The following is a 15,884-nucleotide window of genomic DNA, read 5'->3' as shown; positions in this document are numbered from 1 at the left end:
CCGCACGATCATTGGAGGCGAATGGATGGTCTTGCAAGCCTCCGTCGCCACGGCTCCCCGAAGCGTGGACCTCGCCCGGTCAACCTGCTTGCTTCCATTCGCAGATGCCGAAGTTCAAATGAGGCTTCGCGCCGGTCTCGTCGGCGTCGGCATCCACAAGTTGGAAGCGGATCTCGTTGTCGCCGACCTTCCACATGCGGGTCTGCAACGCGGTGCCCGGCAGCACCGGCGAGGTGATGCGGGTCTTGAAGCGGGTCATGCGCTCGGGCTCGCCCGGGAAGAACGAGCTGACGATGTGGCGCATCGCGAAGCCGCCCAAGCTCACACCGTGAGCGATGGGGCGCGAAAGCCCCGTCTGCTCAGTGTAGGCGAAGTCGATGTGCTGCTGATGCCAGTCTCCCATTATACGATAGATCAGCGGCATGTTAAGAGGCATCGTCTCGACTACGACGGCATCGGGCGCGCGGTCGGGCATCTCGACGATGTCCTTCGGCGGCTTGGGGCCTCCCCAACCGCCATCGTAGATGCACACGTCCCAGGTCTCGGTCTCGCACAGAAGCGTTCCATCGGAGGAATAGGAGCGCCCTGTCTGCTTCGACAAGCACCCGCGGCCCTCACCGCGGTCGTAGAGCGCGTCCTGCGTGACAAACGTCTCCACGCGGTCGCTCATCTTGAAAGGCGCATGCAGGCGGATCTCGAAGCCGTAGTGGAGCGAGCCGTCGTAGTTGTAACCGTAATCGAGCGTGCGCGTCATCTCCTCGTGCACCGTCAGCGGCACGCCGAAGATGGGCAACACCTTCAAATCGGGGTTCGCCGCGTCGTGCTCGTTCACATACTCGAGGTCGGTCCAGCCGTCGTAGCCGGCATTGCAGCCGAGCGCGCATATCTCCAGGTCTTTGAACGTGTATTCCCGCACGAACGGCCCGAACTCCCTGCCCACGATCTCAGTGCTGATAGCCATATGCTTTCTCCTTAATCTCCCAAGCCCTCCAAAAAAGGGCTTCTGAGCAACCGAAGATGTTGTCACCTCGCGCGACGACTAGGCTGGGCCGGACGGGCGGTGCCCATCAAGCGAGTTCAGCAGCGAAGCGAGTGCTGCTCGAGCGACTGGGCACGGCCCGTCCGGCCCAGCCTAGTCGTCAGGTGGGTTACCGAAGTAGCTTCTTCTCGATCTTCATGGAGCACGTCCGTGGAAAATCTTCCACGAACTCGATGATCGAGGGCACCTTGAATGCGGCCAAGCGCTCCTCGCAGTGCGCGCGCACCTCCTCCTCGGTCAGACGCGCACCGGATTCGAGTCGCACGAACGCCTTGACGGCCTGATCGCGGATGGGGTCGAGCACGCCGATCACCGCCGCTTCAGCGATGGCCGGATGACATTCGAGTACCTGCTCCACCTCGCCGGCGGAAATGTTCTCGCCCGCTCGCTTGATCATGTTGGCCTTGCGGTCGACGAAAAAGAACCAGCCGCTTTCGTCGACATAGCCTTTATCGCCGGTGCGCAGCCACCCATCGGGGGTGAACGCCTGGGCCGTAGCTTCGGGGTTGCCGAAATACTCCTTCATTACCGTGCGACCAGGTATGCCTTTGACCTGGATCTCCCCCACTTCGCCGACGGGTGCCTCAGCGCCGTCGTCGGCCACGATACGCGCCTGGTACCCAAGCCCCACGCGGCCCACGCTCGGCCAACGCCGCGGGCCTGTGGGCGGATCGGTGAGCACCCAGCCGATGGTTTCGGTCGAGCCGTAGGTATTCATGATGCGCACGCCGAAGCGACGCTCGAACGCCTCCTTTTCCTCCGTCGTCACCGGCAAGAAATAGAGGATCTCGCGCAGCTCGTGATCGCGCTCAAGCGCGTCTTCGGGTTGCAGCATGAGCGTACGCAGCATCATGGCAACGCACTGCGTGACCGTAGCCCTGAACTCGCGTATCTGCGACCAGAAGCGGCTCGCGCTGTATTTCTCGATCACGATAAGCTCGGCACCAGCGGTGAGCACGGGCATAAGTGCCGCCATCTGAAAGTTCGAGTGACAGGCCGGCATCGTGGTGAGCAGTCGATCGTCACGCGTGAGCGAAACCTCCCAATCTGCATACAAACCGCTGAATAGGATATTCGCATGCGTGAGTACGACACCCTTCGGACGCGAGGTGGTGCCAGACGTGAAGATGATCTCCGCAGGATCGTCTGAAGAAAGCGCACAGCACTCGGCCAGCTCGACGGCAGCCCGTGCGCGCAGCGCCGTGAAATCGCGCAGCAGCGGATCGGAAGCCAGCGCCTCACGCGCCGCATCCGCACCCTCGACGTCTTCTTCGTTCATGCGCGCAACGAAGAGCCCCTTGGGCAGGCGCCCAGCCTCGTCGCGCAGTCCGCAGTAGAGCCCAAGGAACTTCGGCTCGATGACTGCGCAGGTGGCGTCCGTCTTTTCAAGCACGTAGTCCGCCTCTTCAGCGAGGTATTGGTCGTTCATCGGCACCATGACCGCGCCGATCTTCGCAAGCCCGAAGAGCGCGATCATGAACTCAGGGCACGTGCACAGCTGCACGGCCACGCGCTCGCCATGCTTGACGCCGAGCGACAAGAACACGTTGGCAGCCCGATTGATCTCCTCGTTGAAGGCGCGGTACGTAAAGGCGCGCGTCTCGTCGGCGCGGTTGCGGAACCTCAGGAAGGTACGGTCGCCGCAGGCCGCCACGAGACCGTCCCAGAGACTGCGCACCGTTTCGTTTCCCACGATGTCCGTCACTCGACTCACCCTTCTTGTCGTCAGATCCGGATGCGCGGCGCCCGCTTCTGCTCGAGGCCGCGCATCCGAATGCGCCGAGAGGTTCACCCCTCGGCGCGCATCAGCGCTACTCGCCCACTTTGACGACGCCGGCTGCGGCCAGCTCGTCGATCTGCTCTTTGCTGTAGCCCAGCTTCGTCATGACGTCGACGGTGTCGCCGCCCTGATGCGGCATCGGACGCCAGATCGTCCCGGGGTTGTTCTTAAACTTCGGGAACACGCCAAGGCCGTGGAACGTCTCGCCGTCGGCCGTCTCCCAGTCCACCCACGTGTTGCGGAGCTTGAGGTGCTCCTCCTCGACGAGATCCTCCATGTCGTTGACCACCTGGGCGGCGATGCGATGCGCCGCGAAGTCCTCTTCGATGTCGTACTTGGAGTTGGCCAGGCAGTAGTCCTCGAACGCCTTCTGAATCTCGTCGGCGTGAGGGTTGGACAGCCACAGCCCGCTCGTGTCCTCGGGGATGTCCTCGGTGCCCCAGAGGTGCCCCAGGCCGATCGTCTCGAGGAAGTACTTGTTCTGGTCGACGCCGTACAGGCACACGCCCAAAAAGCCGTCCTTGCACTTGAACTCGCCTATGCCGCAGAGGTTTTGGTTGCGGGCGCCGGGACGGGGCCACTTGATGCCCTCGTTGAGGTAGTCCACCAGGTAGTACTGGCCGATGGCCAGCAGCGTCTCGTACATGGCCAGGTCGATGGACTCGCCCTTGCCGGACTTCTCGGCCTTGTAGAGGGCCGCGAGTGCCGAGGAGGCGATCATGAGCGTGTTGAAGTAGTCGCCGGCATAGGGTCCGGGAAGCATGGGCTGCTCCTCCGTGCCGTTCTGCATGATGATGCCGGAGTAGGCCATGACCGTCAGGTCGTAGGCGGCGCGCTTGACCATCTTGGGGTCGCCCTCCTGGCCGAAGCCGGAGACGTGCACGATGACCATTTTGGGGTTGATCTCCCACAGCACGTCATCGGTGATGCCCTTGCGGGCCCAGGTACCGCCCTTGGAGGCCTCCATGAAGATGTCGGCGTCGCGCACGAGGTCGAAGAAGACCTTCTTGCCCTCTTCGGAGAAGTAGTTCAGGGCGACGGAGCGCTGGTTGCGGCGCTCTGCCTGCTTCACGTACGGAGTGTCGCGGATCGTGTCGCCCGCGCCCGTGTTCTCGAGCCAGACGACGTCGGCGCCCCAGTCGGCCATGAGGTCGGCTGCCTTCGGGCACGCCAGCTCCACCGCTGCGTAGACAACCTTGACGCCGTCGAGGGGGCCGTAGGACGGCTTTTCAGTGGGAAGTGCCATGGTGGTGTCCTCCTTGTTCACATTAGTGTCTTCGATGCGGGGGGGGCATCGCCCCCCCCCCGCGGTCGTGCGGACCGGCTACTTCTGCTTGTACTTGATGGAGGCGCCCTTAGAGGTGGCGAGGATCATCATCTCGTCGGTGCCGCCGGAAACGCGATCGACGCGGAGATCGCGCCAAATGCGCTGAATGCGGTGCTCGCCTGCCACAGCCACGCCGCCCATCACCTGCATGGCATCGTCGACCACCTTGAAGGAGGCGTTCGCGCAGTAGTACTTGCACATCGCGGCCGCAGCGGCATCGAAGTTGCCGCCGTCGTTATCGGCGTTCCATGCAGCCTCGTAGAGCATGTTCTTCATGTTGGTCAGCTTGATGCACATCTCGGCGATCTTGAGCTGGTTGAGCTGGAAGCGGCTGATGGGCTTGCCGAAGGCGATGCGGGTGTTCGCATGCGCCATGGCATCCTCGAACGCGCAGATGGCGGTGCCGTAGTCGCAGGCGCCCACAAGCCAGCGCTCGAAGTTGAAGTCGGATACGCCGCGGTTGAAGCCATTGCCCTCTTTGCCGAAGATGTCGGACTCTTCAAGCTCGACGTTGTCGAGGTAGACCTCGCAGCAGCTATCCATGCGCAGACCGAGCTTCGGCAGGGGCCCCAACTTCACGCCGGGCTTGGACATGTCGACGAAGAATTCGGTGAACACCTCGGGGTCGTCGGCATTTTTCGCCATGATGACGAGATACTTCACGCCAGCAGACGAGGTGATGAAGGTTTTCGTGCCGTTGAGGTAGATCTTGCCGTTCTCGCGCTTATAATTCGTGGTGAGCGAGCTCACGTCGGAGCCAGCGCCCGGCTCGGTGCAGGCGGAGTTCCAAATCTGCTCGCCCGTGCCAAGCGTGGCCATGACGGCGTCGATCTGCTCCTGCGTGCCTTCCCGGATGATGGTCTCGAAACCAGGAAGCTGGTAGAGCACGTAGGTGGGAGCGCCGTAGCGGCCGAGCACCTCGTAGACGGCCATGAGCGTCACGCAAGGTTGCTCAAGGCCGAGCCCGCCGTGGCTCTCGGGCAGCATGATCTGGTCGAAGCCCAGCTCGCAGAGGCCGCGAACCCAACGCAGGGGGTACTCGTGCTTCTCATCGCACTCGGCGAAATACCCTTCCCAGTTCTCGCTTTCCATGTAGTCGCGATAGCTGTCGACCATCAGCTCCTGCTCGTCCGTCAACTTGAAATCCATGACGATCCTCCTTTTAGTGTGTCGGCACCTCCGTGATGCCGTTGAACCCTGGTTTGATACGTAGTTTCGACTCGGGCTTTCGACCTCTGCTCGTCCCGATCGGAAGCTAGAGTCCCAGCTGCTGGCGGTAGAAAGCCGCTCCGTGCTCGAGGGCGTCGTTCGCCTCGTCAAGCATCTTGGTGTAGTGCAGAAACGCGTGGATGACACCCTTGAACACCTCGTAACGATACGGCGTGCCGTACTGTTCGCAGATGGCGGCAAGCGTCGCCGAATCGTCGCGCAGCGGGTCGTACTCCGCGGCGGCGATATAGCAGGGCGGCACAGCGTGCTCCAAATCGTTCAGGAACAGGTTCGCATACGGACTCGTCGCGAGGCCGGCGGGGTCTTCGGCGTACATGCTCAAATAGAACTGCCAGTCCTGCTCGGTGAGACCGTCCCATGGGCCTCCGAGAAGGCGCATCGAGGACGAATCGGTCAGACCGAACCAACCGTAGAACAGCAACAGGCACTTCACGAAGGCGCTGTCGCCCTGCTCCTCTCGCAGATACATCGTCGCCGCCAGCCCCAAGTGCGCACCGCCGGAATCGCCCGCGAACGCCAGGCGTTCGCCGTCGATGCCGAACTCCGCGCCGTGCTCATGCAGATGCCCTGCAACAGCGGCCACTTCTTCGACGGCGCTCGGGTACTTGGCCTCGGGCGAGAGGCGATAGTCGACAGCGACTACCGAAGCGCCGGTCTTTTCGGCCAGAATGCGGCAGATCCGATCATGGGTGTCGAGGTTGCCGAGGACGAACCCGCCTCCGTGGACGTACACAATGCCCGGCGTCGAGCCCTCACCCGCCGCGGCGGCCGAAGCAGCCTCGGCAGTCGGATAGTAGCAGCGCAGCGGGATCGGGCCATGGGGACCGGCAACCGCAACGTCGGACTTTTCAGCCATGACGGGGCCGCCTTCGCACCAGAATGCGCGCCCGGCCACATAGTTCTCGCGCATCTGCTCGAATCCCACGGACGTGTCGTTCGCATCGCCAGCCAGCTCGTCTTCTTTCGCGAGCACGGCCTTCATCTGCGGGTTGATCAGATTCAGCACGTCGAGCTTGTTCATGTGGAACTCCCTTTCGCTTGAGCTTTGCGCGTACCGTCGGACCTCGGCCGGGTGCGCGGGGGTGCTTCGCACGACGCCCCGCGCCCCGATGGCAAGGCGCCTAGGCCGTCGTCGCCTCGTTCTCGGCCTCGTTCTCGGCCTCCGCGGCTTTCTCACCGAAGTGCTTCTTCAGGGTGCGCAGCACCATGACAAGACAGAAGCAGCCGACGACCGCGAACATGATCTCGAAGCCGAAGATGGCGTTGAAGGCGGCGGTGCCCTGGGCGTCGATCATGCCGCCATACCACGTATGGATGAACACGTCGGGAAGGAAGCCGATGACCGACAGCAGACCGGAAGCGGTGCCGAAGATGGCCATCGGAATCTTGACCTCGGAGAGGGGCGACGAGCCGATGGAGAAGGCGCCGTAGGTAGTGAAGCCGAACACGACCACCAAGATAGAGGCGACGATGGCGCCCGAGGGATCCTGTGGGAACAGGATGAAGCCGACGAGAGCCGCAATCGAGAGGATGAAGCCTCCCAAGATGGCCTTCGAGGGGCTCTTGATCTTCGTGGCGATCCACCCGACGACCGGGCCTGCGATGAGGCCGATTCCGTAGGTGCGGATGAGGCCCACGATGTTCACAAGGTTGCCATCGGCATTGAAGCACTGGGTGAGGTACGGAGTGGTGTAGGTAGCGCCCTGGTACACAGCGTACACGCAGAAGTAGGCGACGCAAGCCCAGATAACGCCCGGATGCTTAATGGCCTGGAGGGCCTCCTTGATGCTGAACAGCTTCGCATCCTTGTTGATCTCGCCCTTGAAGTCCGGGATGAGGAAGAAGGCGGCGACGCCCAGGAGAGCGATCATGACGCCCAGAAAGACGAGCATGGCCTGCACGCCAGCCGAACCGGAAATAGCGGCGATGATGCCTGCGTTGATAAGTCCGATCACGAGGCCAGTCACGCCGTAGATGGAATAGCTGATGCCGATTTTGCTGGCGTACTCGTTTTCCTCACAACAAAGGCGAATGACTTTAAAGCGAGTGCCCCACCAAATCAGGATCGAGGTGACGCCCATCAAAACGAACAGGACGAGGCATACCGTGACGGAAGGAAGCATCGCGTAGACGAACACGAGTACCGCCGTCGCGAGAAAGCCCACCCAGGCCAGCGTGCGCATGCGAAACTTGTCAGCCACGATGCCGGAGGGCAGGTAGCAGATCATGGCGGCGATGCCGTAGGCCGACACCATGAGGCCCAGATCGGCGTTGGTCGCACCGAGCGCCTGCATCAGGGGATCGTAAAACACGTTCTTCAGATACATGGGGGCGTAGATGATCGACGAGCCCATCGAAATGAGCACGACGAGCGCCCACTTGTGCACTGTGGTGAGCTCCTTGTAGGTCACCTCACCTTTGCTCTTGGCAAGCAACGACATCGTTCTTCCTTTCTCGTTGTTTTGCCCGGCTTCACAATCGGTCGTCGGCCTATAGTATCCGGCGACCGGTCGTCAACCGAACCGTTGCCCGCATTGTGTGCGCATGCTGCAGATTTGCCATCGCAAAGTAGCCGTGAATATCTGATTACTCATGTTTTGACGAGGAGCAGTCCGAAACGCACGTGCTCCCGACTGAAACCGTCGATCGTCTTACTCACGAGTTGGCGAGGTTTTGCCGCCATCGCCAATTCGCCATGAAAGGCCGAATACTTATTTTTTTGCGAGGCAGACCAATTCATGCTAGTGATACATTTCTCGTCGTGGCACAATAGATGCCAGGGGTTGCATGAACGTGCTGTACCTCGCGGTTTAGGCAGTTCAGAGGCATCGTTATCCATCGCAAACTGCTGATAGAAGGGTGTCGGGCATGGGGACTACGTCTGGACAGGGCAAAACCGACGGCAGAGGGGAAGGCCCGCTTGCCGCCTTCGCGAAGCGCCCCATGCTGAAATACGCCGGCTTCTCGCTTCTGCTCGCCTGGCACTACACACTCTGGTTCGTCCCGCATTCTTTCGCATTGGTGCCGTTGCTCGACGACCGCGTCACCTATTCATGGCTCGTCAACTTGGGATCTACCGTCGTCTTCCTGCTCCTCATCGCCCTCGCCCTCGGTCGCAAGCAGCGGCTGTCGAACTACCGGTGGCTGCGCATCGCGGCACCGACGCTCATGTGTGTGGGCACGCTCGCGCTCACCCTGTGGGCGGTATCGCTTCCTACCCCGCTGCTCGCTTACGCCATTGCGTTCCTGCTGGGACCGGCAGAGGCGGCGCTTTGGATCCTCTGGGGCGAACGGTATGCCTGCGTCAAAGCGAATTTCTCAATTCGCCATATTGGCACCGTATTCGGTATCACCATGATCGTGTGTATGGTGATAGCCTGGGCGCTGCCCGCATATGCATCGAGCGCGTTCACGTCGCTTCTGCCCCTTGCCTCGGGCGCCCTGCTGATCGTCTCGCAACGGGATGGACAACGCCGCTTCCCAGTGCTCTTGCCCGAGCAGGCAAGCCGGAGCGGCCTCAAAAACATGGCCATGGTGAGCACCATCACGTTCTTGGCGAGCGTCGCGTGCTACTTTCTCGTGGCCATCATCCCCTGGGAGGTTTTACCCACCGGCGACACGAGCTTCACCATCGGCACGCTGTGCGGCGGCGCCATCATGCTCGCCATCGCCGGCGTCTGCGCACTTTCAAAGGATAGAACCAACGTCTTCAAGCTCTACCCCTGGCTCCTCGTATTCGAGATCGTCGCGTTCTCGCTGTTCCTGTCCGATGAAGCGGCCTTCTTCCCCGCCTTCTTCGTAGCGCTCGGCATCTCAGCGCTTTTCGAGATCCTGCTCATCATGTACTTTGGCATCCTCACCTCGAAGGGCTACACGACCCCCGCCGTCGCGTTCAGCTTCTCAGGGAGCTTTGCACGCGCCGGCATAGCCGTCGGCAACACGCTCGCCGTGTCGTACGAGCATACACCCGAGCTTGCCGCCGCCATCACCCCCGAAACGTGCCTCGCGTTCATCTGCGTCCTCGCCGCGCTGCTCATCCCCCTCGTCCGTCAGGAATACAACATCGTGGCCCTCACTGCAACGCCCCCCTCTAAAGACGAGATCGGCGAGATTTGCGCAGAAGTGGCTGAGGAGTTCGGCTTATCGGCTCGCGAGCGCGAAATCCTGCTACTCATCGCGCGCGGCTACACGACGAACAGCATGGCCTCGAAACTGGTCATCTCGCCCTACACCGTCAACACCCATATCCGCCACATCTACGACAAGATGCAGATACACAAACGAAGCGAGCTTCTGAACTACCTCAATATGCAGCGCAGCGACTACTAGCCGCTACCGGCACGACGCTCGACCGTCCCGTTTCGAGCCCTTCAGCTTGATGTCTTTTGGCGGTTTCGACCACGTGGGCCTTCCATCCGGCGCATGCGCCAGACGCACACCAAAATCCCGATCCATGCAGCCGTCCTGCTATAATGACCGATGCGAGAGAACAGACGCGTGCAGCCTGAGAGCTGCTCCGTGACGAGGAGGATACAATGAGCAAGAAAGACGAGAAACCGGCAACCAAAACAGCATCGGATGTGAGTCCGACGCGCACAAAGGCGACGTGGAAGCCCGGGGTGACCGACGACTCCATACCCTTCTTCCGCTGCGCCACGTGCGGATCGGTCGTGCAGGGCATCGACGGGCCGAATGGTCCGACATTCTCCGGACTGGTACGCCGACCCGACGTCAAGCTTCCCTATGCTACCAACTCGTTCGCCCCGTCGTGTTGCGGCGCCCCCATGGAGCCTCTCACCGGCCCAACGGCCCAAACGAGCGCGGCTTTCGAGCTCCGCTACGACATCGTGGGCGGATTCGACGAAAACGCGCTGCGCGTGTACTGGACGTCGAACGAGGGGGCCGCGCCTCGCTGGATCGCCCTCAAGACATTCATGGGCTCTCAGCTCAAGTACGTGATGCCCGACAAGCAGCCCCCCCTCGTGTTCGCCCTCGGCGACGAGGACGCGTATGCCTATTGCGATGAGGATCCCTGCGTCTGCTGCACGTTCCATTGCAAGCGCGGCTTTGAGATTTACGCCTACGTCGACGGCATCGGGCTGGTCTCGATGCCCATCCATCGCGAGGATCTGCTCGGGTAAGCAGGCTGTCGTTCCCCGCAGGAGAAGCCTTTGCAGACACGCGAGTACGCACAAAAGCCGGCCCTTCATCGAAGCGGCCGGCTTTTGTGCGTTCTCAGGCCGTGCGCGCGAGCGCAGCCGCGCCTCACCGCGCTTCGCGCGATGCGCGGGCAAGGCAGTGCCCCCGCCGGCCGAAGCCTGCGGGGGCACCTAAGAAGCACGCTTGAGTTATCGAACGAAGTGCACTCGATTCCTCATATCAAGCACATGCGCTTACTTGCCTTCCTTCTGGAGATCCTCGTCGTCGACGATAGCGCCGGACTTGAGAGCCTCCATGCGGATGCGCAGAGCCTCGAGCTGGCGAGCGGTTTCCTCGTCCTCGATGCGCTGACGATCCTTGTTCCAAGCATAGTCTTCGCGGATCTTCTGGTTGTTGGCGATGATCAGATAGAACGCGATAGCCGCAGGAAGGGCGATCTGGGCGCCGCGGGCCACGAAGAAGCCTGCGCACATACCGGCGATACCCTTGTCGAGAACCTCGCGACCTTCCATGAGGCCGAAGGCGATCGTGGCGCACGCCCAACCCTGCACGACCAGGATGACCACCAGCAGTGCAGCGGAGGCGGCCAGGGAGGCCTCGTAGAGCGGGAAGATAAACAGGCCGACGACCGTGAAGATCAGGTTCGTGCCAGAGCCGTCATAGATGGAGTCCATGCCCTCGCGACCTTCCTGCTTGTAGCGCGCATAGGTGGCGATGCAGTACGGGGCGCTCAGCGGGCCGGCAAGTGCCGGGTACGGAGCGAACAGGGCCAGGATGACGTTACGAATGCCGCAGATGACGTTCGTGCGGTTCGCGTCGAACTCGATGTGCTCGTCCTCGCGGACGGAGGACATGCCGAGTTCCTGCACGGTGACGAAGTCGCCGTAGGCGATGATCCATGCGGTGAGCGCATAGGGCAGGGCCATGAGCCACACGCTCGGCTCAGCGAAGCCGATGAAGAACGGGCAGACGGCCATGAACAGGCCCATGAAGTCGGGCACCTTGAAGATCTCGCCGGAGAAGTTGTACTGGACTTCACCGGAGAGGCCGCCGACCAGGAACAGCACGATAACGGCCCACAGGAAGCTGTAGTTGCCCATGAAGGAGAGAACCTTGTTGCTGTTCATCTTGTTACGGACGCGCTGGCTGAACATGAACAGGCAGACAACGACCAGGCCGCAGATGCAGGCGATGGTCATCGTGTCGGTGGCGCCGCCTTCCTTGAGGCGCGAGACGACGGCGTTGATGCCGGCGCCCAGCACGATGCCTGCTTTCAGCGCTGGCGGTACCAGCGTGTTCAGCTTTTTCGATAGGCCTGTAAATCCGAGTATTATGAATAAGAGGCCTAATTCAAGCTGGATCGCTGTCAATGCCTGCAGTCGCGCCACCCCTTCCGGCAAAGTCTCAAGGAATAGCACCATAATGGCCATAGCGGGAGTGATCCAACCGCAAATGGAAGGCTCACCGAGCAACCAGTTCAGCGTGTACATAGCCGTTTCGAACACGACCAGCGCCCACGCGACCTCGGGATCGAGGCCCAAAGTGGTAATGAGAACGGCGAGCGCTCCATAAGAGGTACAGGCGTTCATGAGGCCCGTAACGATCTCCGGAGGAGAAATCTTAAAGTGGATGAAAGGAATACGAATGCGGAAGATACCCGCACGAATGCAGGGCTGGATACCGCCGTATTCACGTTTTAAAGCCATCGATAAACCCCTTTCTTTCCTCGTTCCCTGGAAGGGAACGAGCGTTCCCGAGTAAGTGCGAGCACCTCCTCCTTCCTCTCGTGCCGACGGGAATCAGCCGCAGTGCCTGAGCCGACCCCTTCTTTCCTCCTTGTATCTGGATGAGGAAGATTCCTCAAAATCCACGATCCCGCCCCTTCGACGGATGGCGCTTCCGATCGCATCGCATTCTTCCATTCACAGAGAAATAATCGATAGGATCGAACCCTTGCAATTATCATCCCCGACGAATGCTTTAATCCAATCGATTTTAAATGGGTTTCGATCGTAAACGAAAATATCATTCTCAGAAGCTATCGTTTTACCACCCATCGATAGGAACTACCCTATTGATACAGCGAAACAGAAAGAAAGAGGACCATCAGATAAGATGGTTTGTCCCATATTTTTACGTCAACTATTCTCAGAATCAATAAATGGGCATGCGCATGGGAGGAACGATCGGATTGACGGTTGAGAATGTGCTTCGCTATCATGCATCGAACGTTGTCGAATCGTCATGGAGCACCGACGGTTCAGCCGCGATTCTTCGCTTTCAGCACGGCTTGGCCGCGAAGGATGCGTCATTGCCTGCCTACGACAAGGAGCGTGTCCCCTCATGATTGCCCTGACCACGGCACAAATCATCTCAATCGTTGTATTCGTCGTCGTAATGGCCCTCGTCGTTTCCGAGAAGGTCCATCGCGCGACCGCGGCGCTTGCCGGCGCCGTCGTCCTCATTCTGCTCGGCATTGTCAGCTTCGATACCGGCATGGAGCACATCGACTTCAACACACTCGGCGTGCTGGTGGGCATGATGATGTTCGTCGCCGTCGTGAAGTATTCGGGCATCTTCGAATACCTGGCCATCAAGTCGACGAAACTTGCGAAGGGCAACCCGTGGATCATCATGATCCTGTTCTCGTTGATCACGGCCGTCCTTTCGGCTTTCTTGGATAACGTGACCACCGTGCTGCTCATCGGGCCGGTCACATTCACCGTCTGCCGCATGCTCAACATCAACCCCATCCCCTTCTTCATCACCGAGATCATTGCATCCAACGTGGGCGGTACCGCCACGCTTATCGGTGACCCACCCAACATCATGATCGGCTCGGCGGCCGGCTTGTCGTTCTTCGACTTCCTCATATATAACGGACCCGCCGTCGTCATAATGATGGCCGTATGCATCGGCATCTTCTACGTTCTGTACGGACGCAAGATGGGCGTGGCCGATGCCGAGAAAGCAGCCGTCATGAAACTGGACGAGAAGGAGGCCATCAGCGACCCGCGCCTCTTCAAGAAAAGCGTTGCGATGACCGTCATCGTGGCGATCGCTTTCATTGCGCACGGCGCCTTCCATATCGAACCGAGCGTCATCGCGCTGACTGCGGCCGCCGTCATGCTCATCATCAGCCGCACGGACATCGAGAAGATCATCAACGATGTCGAATGGACGACGATCGGTTTCTTCGCCGGCTTGTTCATCGTCGTCGGCGGCATGGCGGAAACCGGCGTCATCGAGTTGATGGCCCACGCACTCATCAACGCGACAGGCGGCGATCTCATGATCACCATCATCGTGCTGGTATGGGCCTCCGCCATCCTCTCCTCCTTTCTCGACAACATTCCGCTGGTGGCTACGCTCATCCCTATCATCACAACCATGGAGATGAGCGGCATCGACGTAGGGCCTCTGTGGTGGTCCATCTCGCTCGGCGCTTGCGTCGGCGGCATCGGCACCCTCATCGGCGCCTCGGCGAACGTCGTGCTGGCCTCCATCTCCACGCGCAACGGCTGCCCGCTTACGTTCATGGAGTACACCAAGGTGGGCTTCCCGGTTATGATCGTGCTTACGGCTATCTCCTGCGTGTATCTCGTTTTGCGCTTCGTCGTCCTGGCTTAGCGACGAAGCTGCGCCGAACATACGCCGAGAATCCGGGCGTTCGAAGGAAAGCGGTCTGCCGAAAGCGGGCCGCTTTCCTTCGCGAACAGCGCGTTCGACATGACGAAGGCGGCGCCGATTTGATCATCGGGAGGACGATGGATATACTGAACGCCGACACGAGCGAAGGGACGTACCGGGATGGATTTTGAGCTCAACGACAAGCAGGAACGGCTTGTTGCCGTTTTCCGCGAGTTCGGGCGAACGTACTTGAAAGATGCGCAGGTCATGCAATGGTGCCGGGATCAGGGTCTGCCCGATGAAGTTGCGCAGGGCTTCGTCAGCCTGTACTTTAACCTGCCCGAACTATGGGACAACGACACGAACGACGCTTTCACCCTCACGTCGCAGGCCCTGATCCTCGAGGAGCTGTCACGTTGTGCCGGTGCGACGCTGCCGTTTCAAAACGATCTGTTCAACCTTCGTATCATCGAGGAGTTCGCGACGAGCGGCGAGTTCCTCCCTATCCTCGAAGATTACCGTCATACGGGCCGGCTGCTGTTCGGTCTCGCCATCTCGGAACCTGATGCCGGCTCGGACTGCATGAACATGCAAGCTTGCACGCGCACCGTAAACGGCAAACCGGTGTTGAACGGCGTGAAGACCTACGTAAACAACGGCGAGTACGCACCGTTCATCCTCGTAGCGGCCATCGACCAGGACGAGGAGGAGCCGGGGAAGTACCCTTCGCTCGCCTTCTGGCTCGTCCCACGCGATCTGCCGGGGATCACCGCCTACCCCATCAGCAAGATCGGCCAGTCGATGCTGCCGTTCGCCACCATCGTATTTGACGGGGTTCAACTCTCTCCCGATTTTCGCCTGACGGGCGGCTCCGGCGGCTTCCGGCAGCTCTTCCGGTTGCTTGAGATCGGACGCGTGTTCACGTGCGCTTCGTCGGTGGGGATGGCGAGCGCCGCCATGCACGACGCGGTAAACCATGCATGCCGCCGGACGGCGTTCGGAGCCAACATCGGCAGCTTCCAGCAGATCGAGCTCATGCTGACCGACATGGAGGTGAGCCTGTGCAACATGCGCTCCATCCTCTACCGCGCCGCACAGGGCATCGACAAACGCGCCCTCGACGAACGGCTGAACGTGGCCCTTATGAAGCGCTTCGTACCTGAGACCGCCACCAAAGTGGCGAGTGACGCCATGCAGATCCTCGGTGGCGGAGGTTATTCCGAGCGGTGCAGGACAGGTCGTATCTGGCAAGACTGCAGGGGCAACCAGATAGCCGAAGGCACCGACGAGATCATGGTGTACATTGCCGCACCGCTCATCTTGGAAAAATACCGCGAGGATGAATCTGCGGCCGGCTTCGATGGAGACTTCCCTGCGTAGCCTCGAAGGCTTCGCGCATTCTGCCCGACAGCGACACGAAAGGCCGCGCATGTCGAAGAAGAAGAACAAAACCAAGCCGACGCCTCAGGCAACCCCGGCGAACCCCTACCGCAAGATCGTCCTCATCTTGAATCCTCTCGTTCTCGTGGTGCTGGCCGCCTGTATCTACGCCGGCTTGCCGCTCGAGGCGATCGTCTCCCTCGGCGTCGTCGGATACGGGATATGGGGATACCTCTTCTTCAAGGCCCGTCGCGTGGACCGCGAGAACCTCGGACACTGAAGCGAGAACCTCGGACGCTGAACACGCCGCGCCCGCCGCTTCAGAGACAATAGCTCCC

At 60.6% G+C, this 15,884-nt stretch carries 12 protein-coding genes; 5 read left to right on the top strand and 7 right to left on the bottom strand.

Annotation, left to right across the window (positions count from 1 at the left end):
* Positions 1-79: 79 nt before the first annotated feature.
* From ABGT83_RS02405 to ABGT83_RS02380, 6 genes are all read right to left on the bottom strand, one after another.
* A complete protein-coding gene (locus ABGT83_RS02405) occupies positions 80-961 on the bottom strand; it encodes a MaoC/PaaZ C-terminal domain-containing protein (RefSeq protein WP_346685733.1) in 882 nt (293 codons plus the stop codon).
* 187 nt (positions 962-1,148) lie between these two features.
* Positions 1,149-2,744, bottom strand: coding sequence for a crotonobetaine/carnitine-CoA ligase (gene caiC / locus ABGT83_RS02400; RefSeq protein WP_103264889.1), 1,596 nt, complete (start codon positions 2,742-2,744; stop codon positions 1,149-1,151).
* Between the two features lie 106 nt (positions 2,745-2,850).
* Positions 2,851-4,065 (bottom strand): L-carnitine CoA-transferase, encoded by a 1,215-nt coding sequence (caiB, locus tag ABGT83_RS02395; protein ID WP_103264888.1) that lies wholly within the window; start codon positions 4,063-4,065, stop codon positions 2,851-2,853.
* A 78-nt stretch (positions 4,066-4,143) separates the two neighbouring features.
* Positions 4,144-5,295, bottom strand: coding sequence for a crotonobetainyl-CoA dehydrogenase (caiA, locus tag ABGT83_RS02390; RefSeq protein WP_103264887.1), 1,152 nt, complete (start codon positions 5,293-5,295; stop codon positions 4,144-4,146).
* A 106-nt stretch (positions 5,296-5,401) separates the two neighbouring features.
* Entirely contained in the window at positions 5,402-6,397 is a 996-nt protein-coding gene (gene aes / locus ABGT83_RS02385; protein ID WP_103264886.1) for an acetyl esterase, read from the bottom strand.
* 100 nt (positions 6,398-6,497) lie between these two features.
* Positions 6,498-7,817, bottom strand: a complete 1,320-nt coding sequence (locus ABGT83_RS02380) for an MFS transporter (protein WP_103264885.1) — start codon at positions 7,815-7,817, stop codon at positions 6,498-6,500.
* A gap of 427 nt (positions 7,818-8,244) precedes the next feature.
* Here ABGT83_RS02380 and ABGT83_RS02375 point away from each other — a divergent pair, with 427 nt between their 5' ends.
* Positions 8,245-9,705 (top strand): helix-turn-helix transcriptional regulator, encoded by a 1,461-nt coding sequence (locus ABGT83_RS02375; RefSeq protein ID WP_346685732.1) that lies wholly within the window; start codon positions 8,245-8,247, stop codon positions 9,703-9,705.
* A gap of 206 nt (positions 9,706-9,911) precedes the next feature.
* Complete coding sequence (locus tag ABGT83_RS02370; protein WP_103264883.1) at positions 9,912-10,517, top strand: hypothetical protein; 606 nt, start codon at positions 9,912-9,914, stop codon at positions 10,515-10,517.
* A 252-nt stretch (positions 10,518-10,769) separates the two neighbouring features.
* Here the strand turns inward: ABGT83_RS02370 and ABGT83_RS02365 are convergent, their stop codons facing one another.
* Positions 10,770-12,242, bottom strand: coding sequence for a hypothetical protein (locus ABGT83_RS02365; RefSeq protein WP_346685731.1), 1,473 nt, complete (start codon positions 12,240-12,242; stop codon positions 10,770-10,772).
* Positions 12,243-12,879: 637 nt separating this feature from the next.
* Here ABGT83_RS02365 and ABGT83_RS02360 point away from each other — a divergent pair.
* From ABGT83_RS02360 to ABGT83_RS02350, 3 genes are all read left to right on the top strand, one after another.
* Positions 12,880-14,166, top strand: a complete 1,287-nt coding sequence (locus ABGT83_RS02360) for an ArsB/NhaD family transporter (RefSeq protein ID WP_346685729.1) — start codon at positions 12,880-12,882, stop codon at positions 14,164-14,166.
* Positions 14,167-14,346: 180 nt separating this feature from the next.
* The gene (locus ABGT83_RS02355; RefSeq protein WP_346685728.1) at positions 14,347-15,546 is read left to right on the top strand and encodes an acyl-CoA dehydrogenase family protein; all 1,200 of its coding nucleotides are present in this window, start codon (positions 14,347-14,349) and stop codon (positions 15,544-15,546) included.
* Positions 15,547-15,595: 49 nt separating this feature from the next.
* The gene (locus ABGT83_RS02350; protein WP_346685727.1) at positions 15,596-15,826 is read left to right on the top strand and encodes a hypothetical protein; all 231 of its coding nucleotides are present in this window, start codon (positions 15,596-15,598) and stop codon (positions 15,824-15,826) included.
* Positions 15,827-15,884 lie beyond the last annotated feature (58 nt).

The organism is Enteroscipio rubneri (genome assembly GCF_963929405.1).
Classification (GTDB): Bacteria; Actinomycetota; Coriobacteriia; order Coriobacteriales; family Eggerthellaceae; genus Enteroscipio; species Enteroscipio rubneri.
Note: the sequence above shows the minus strand (reverse complement) of the source record. Positions and strands in the feature narration are given on the sequence as shown.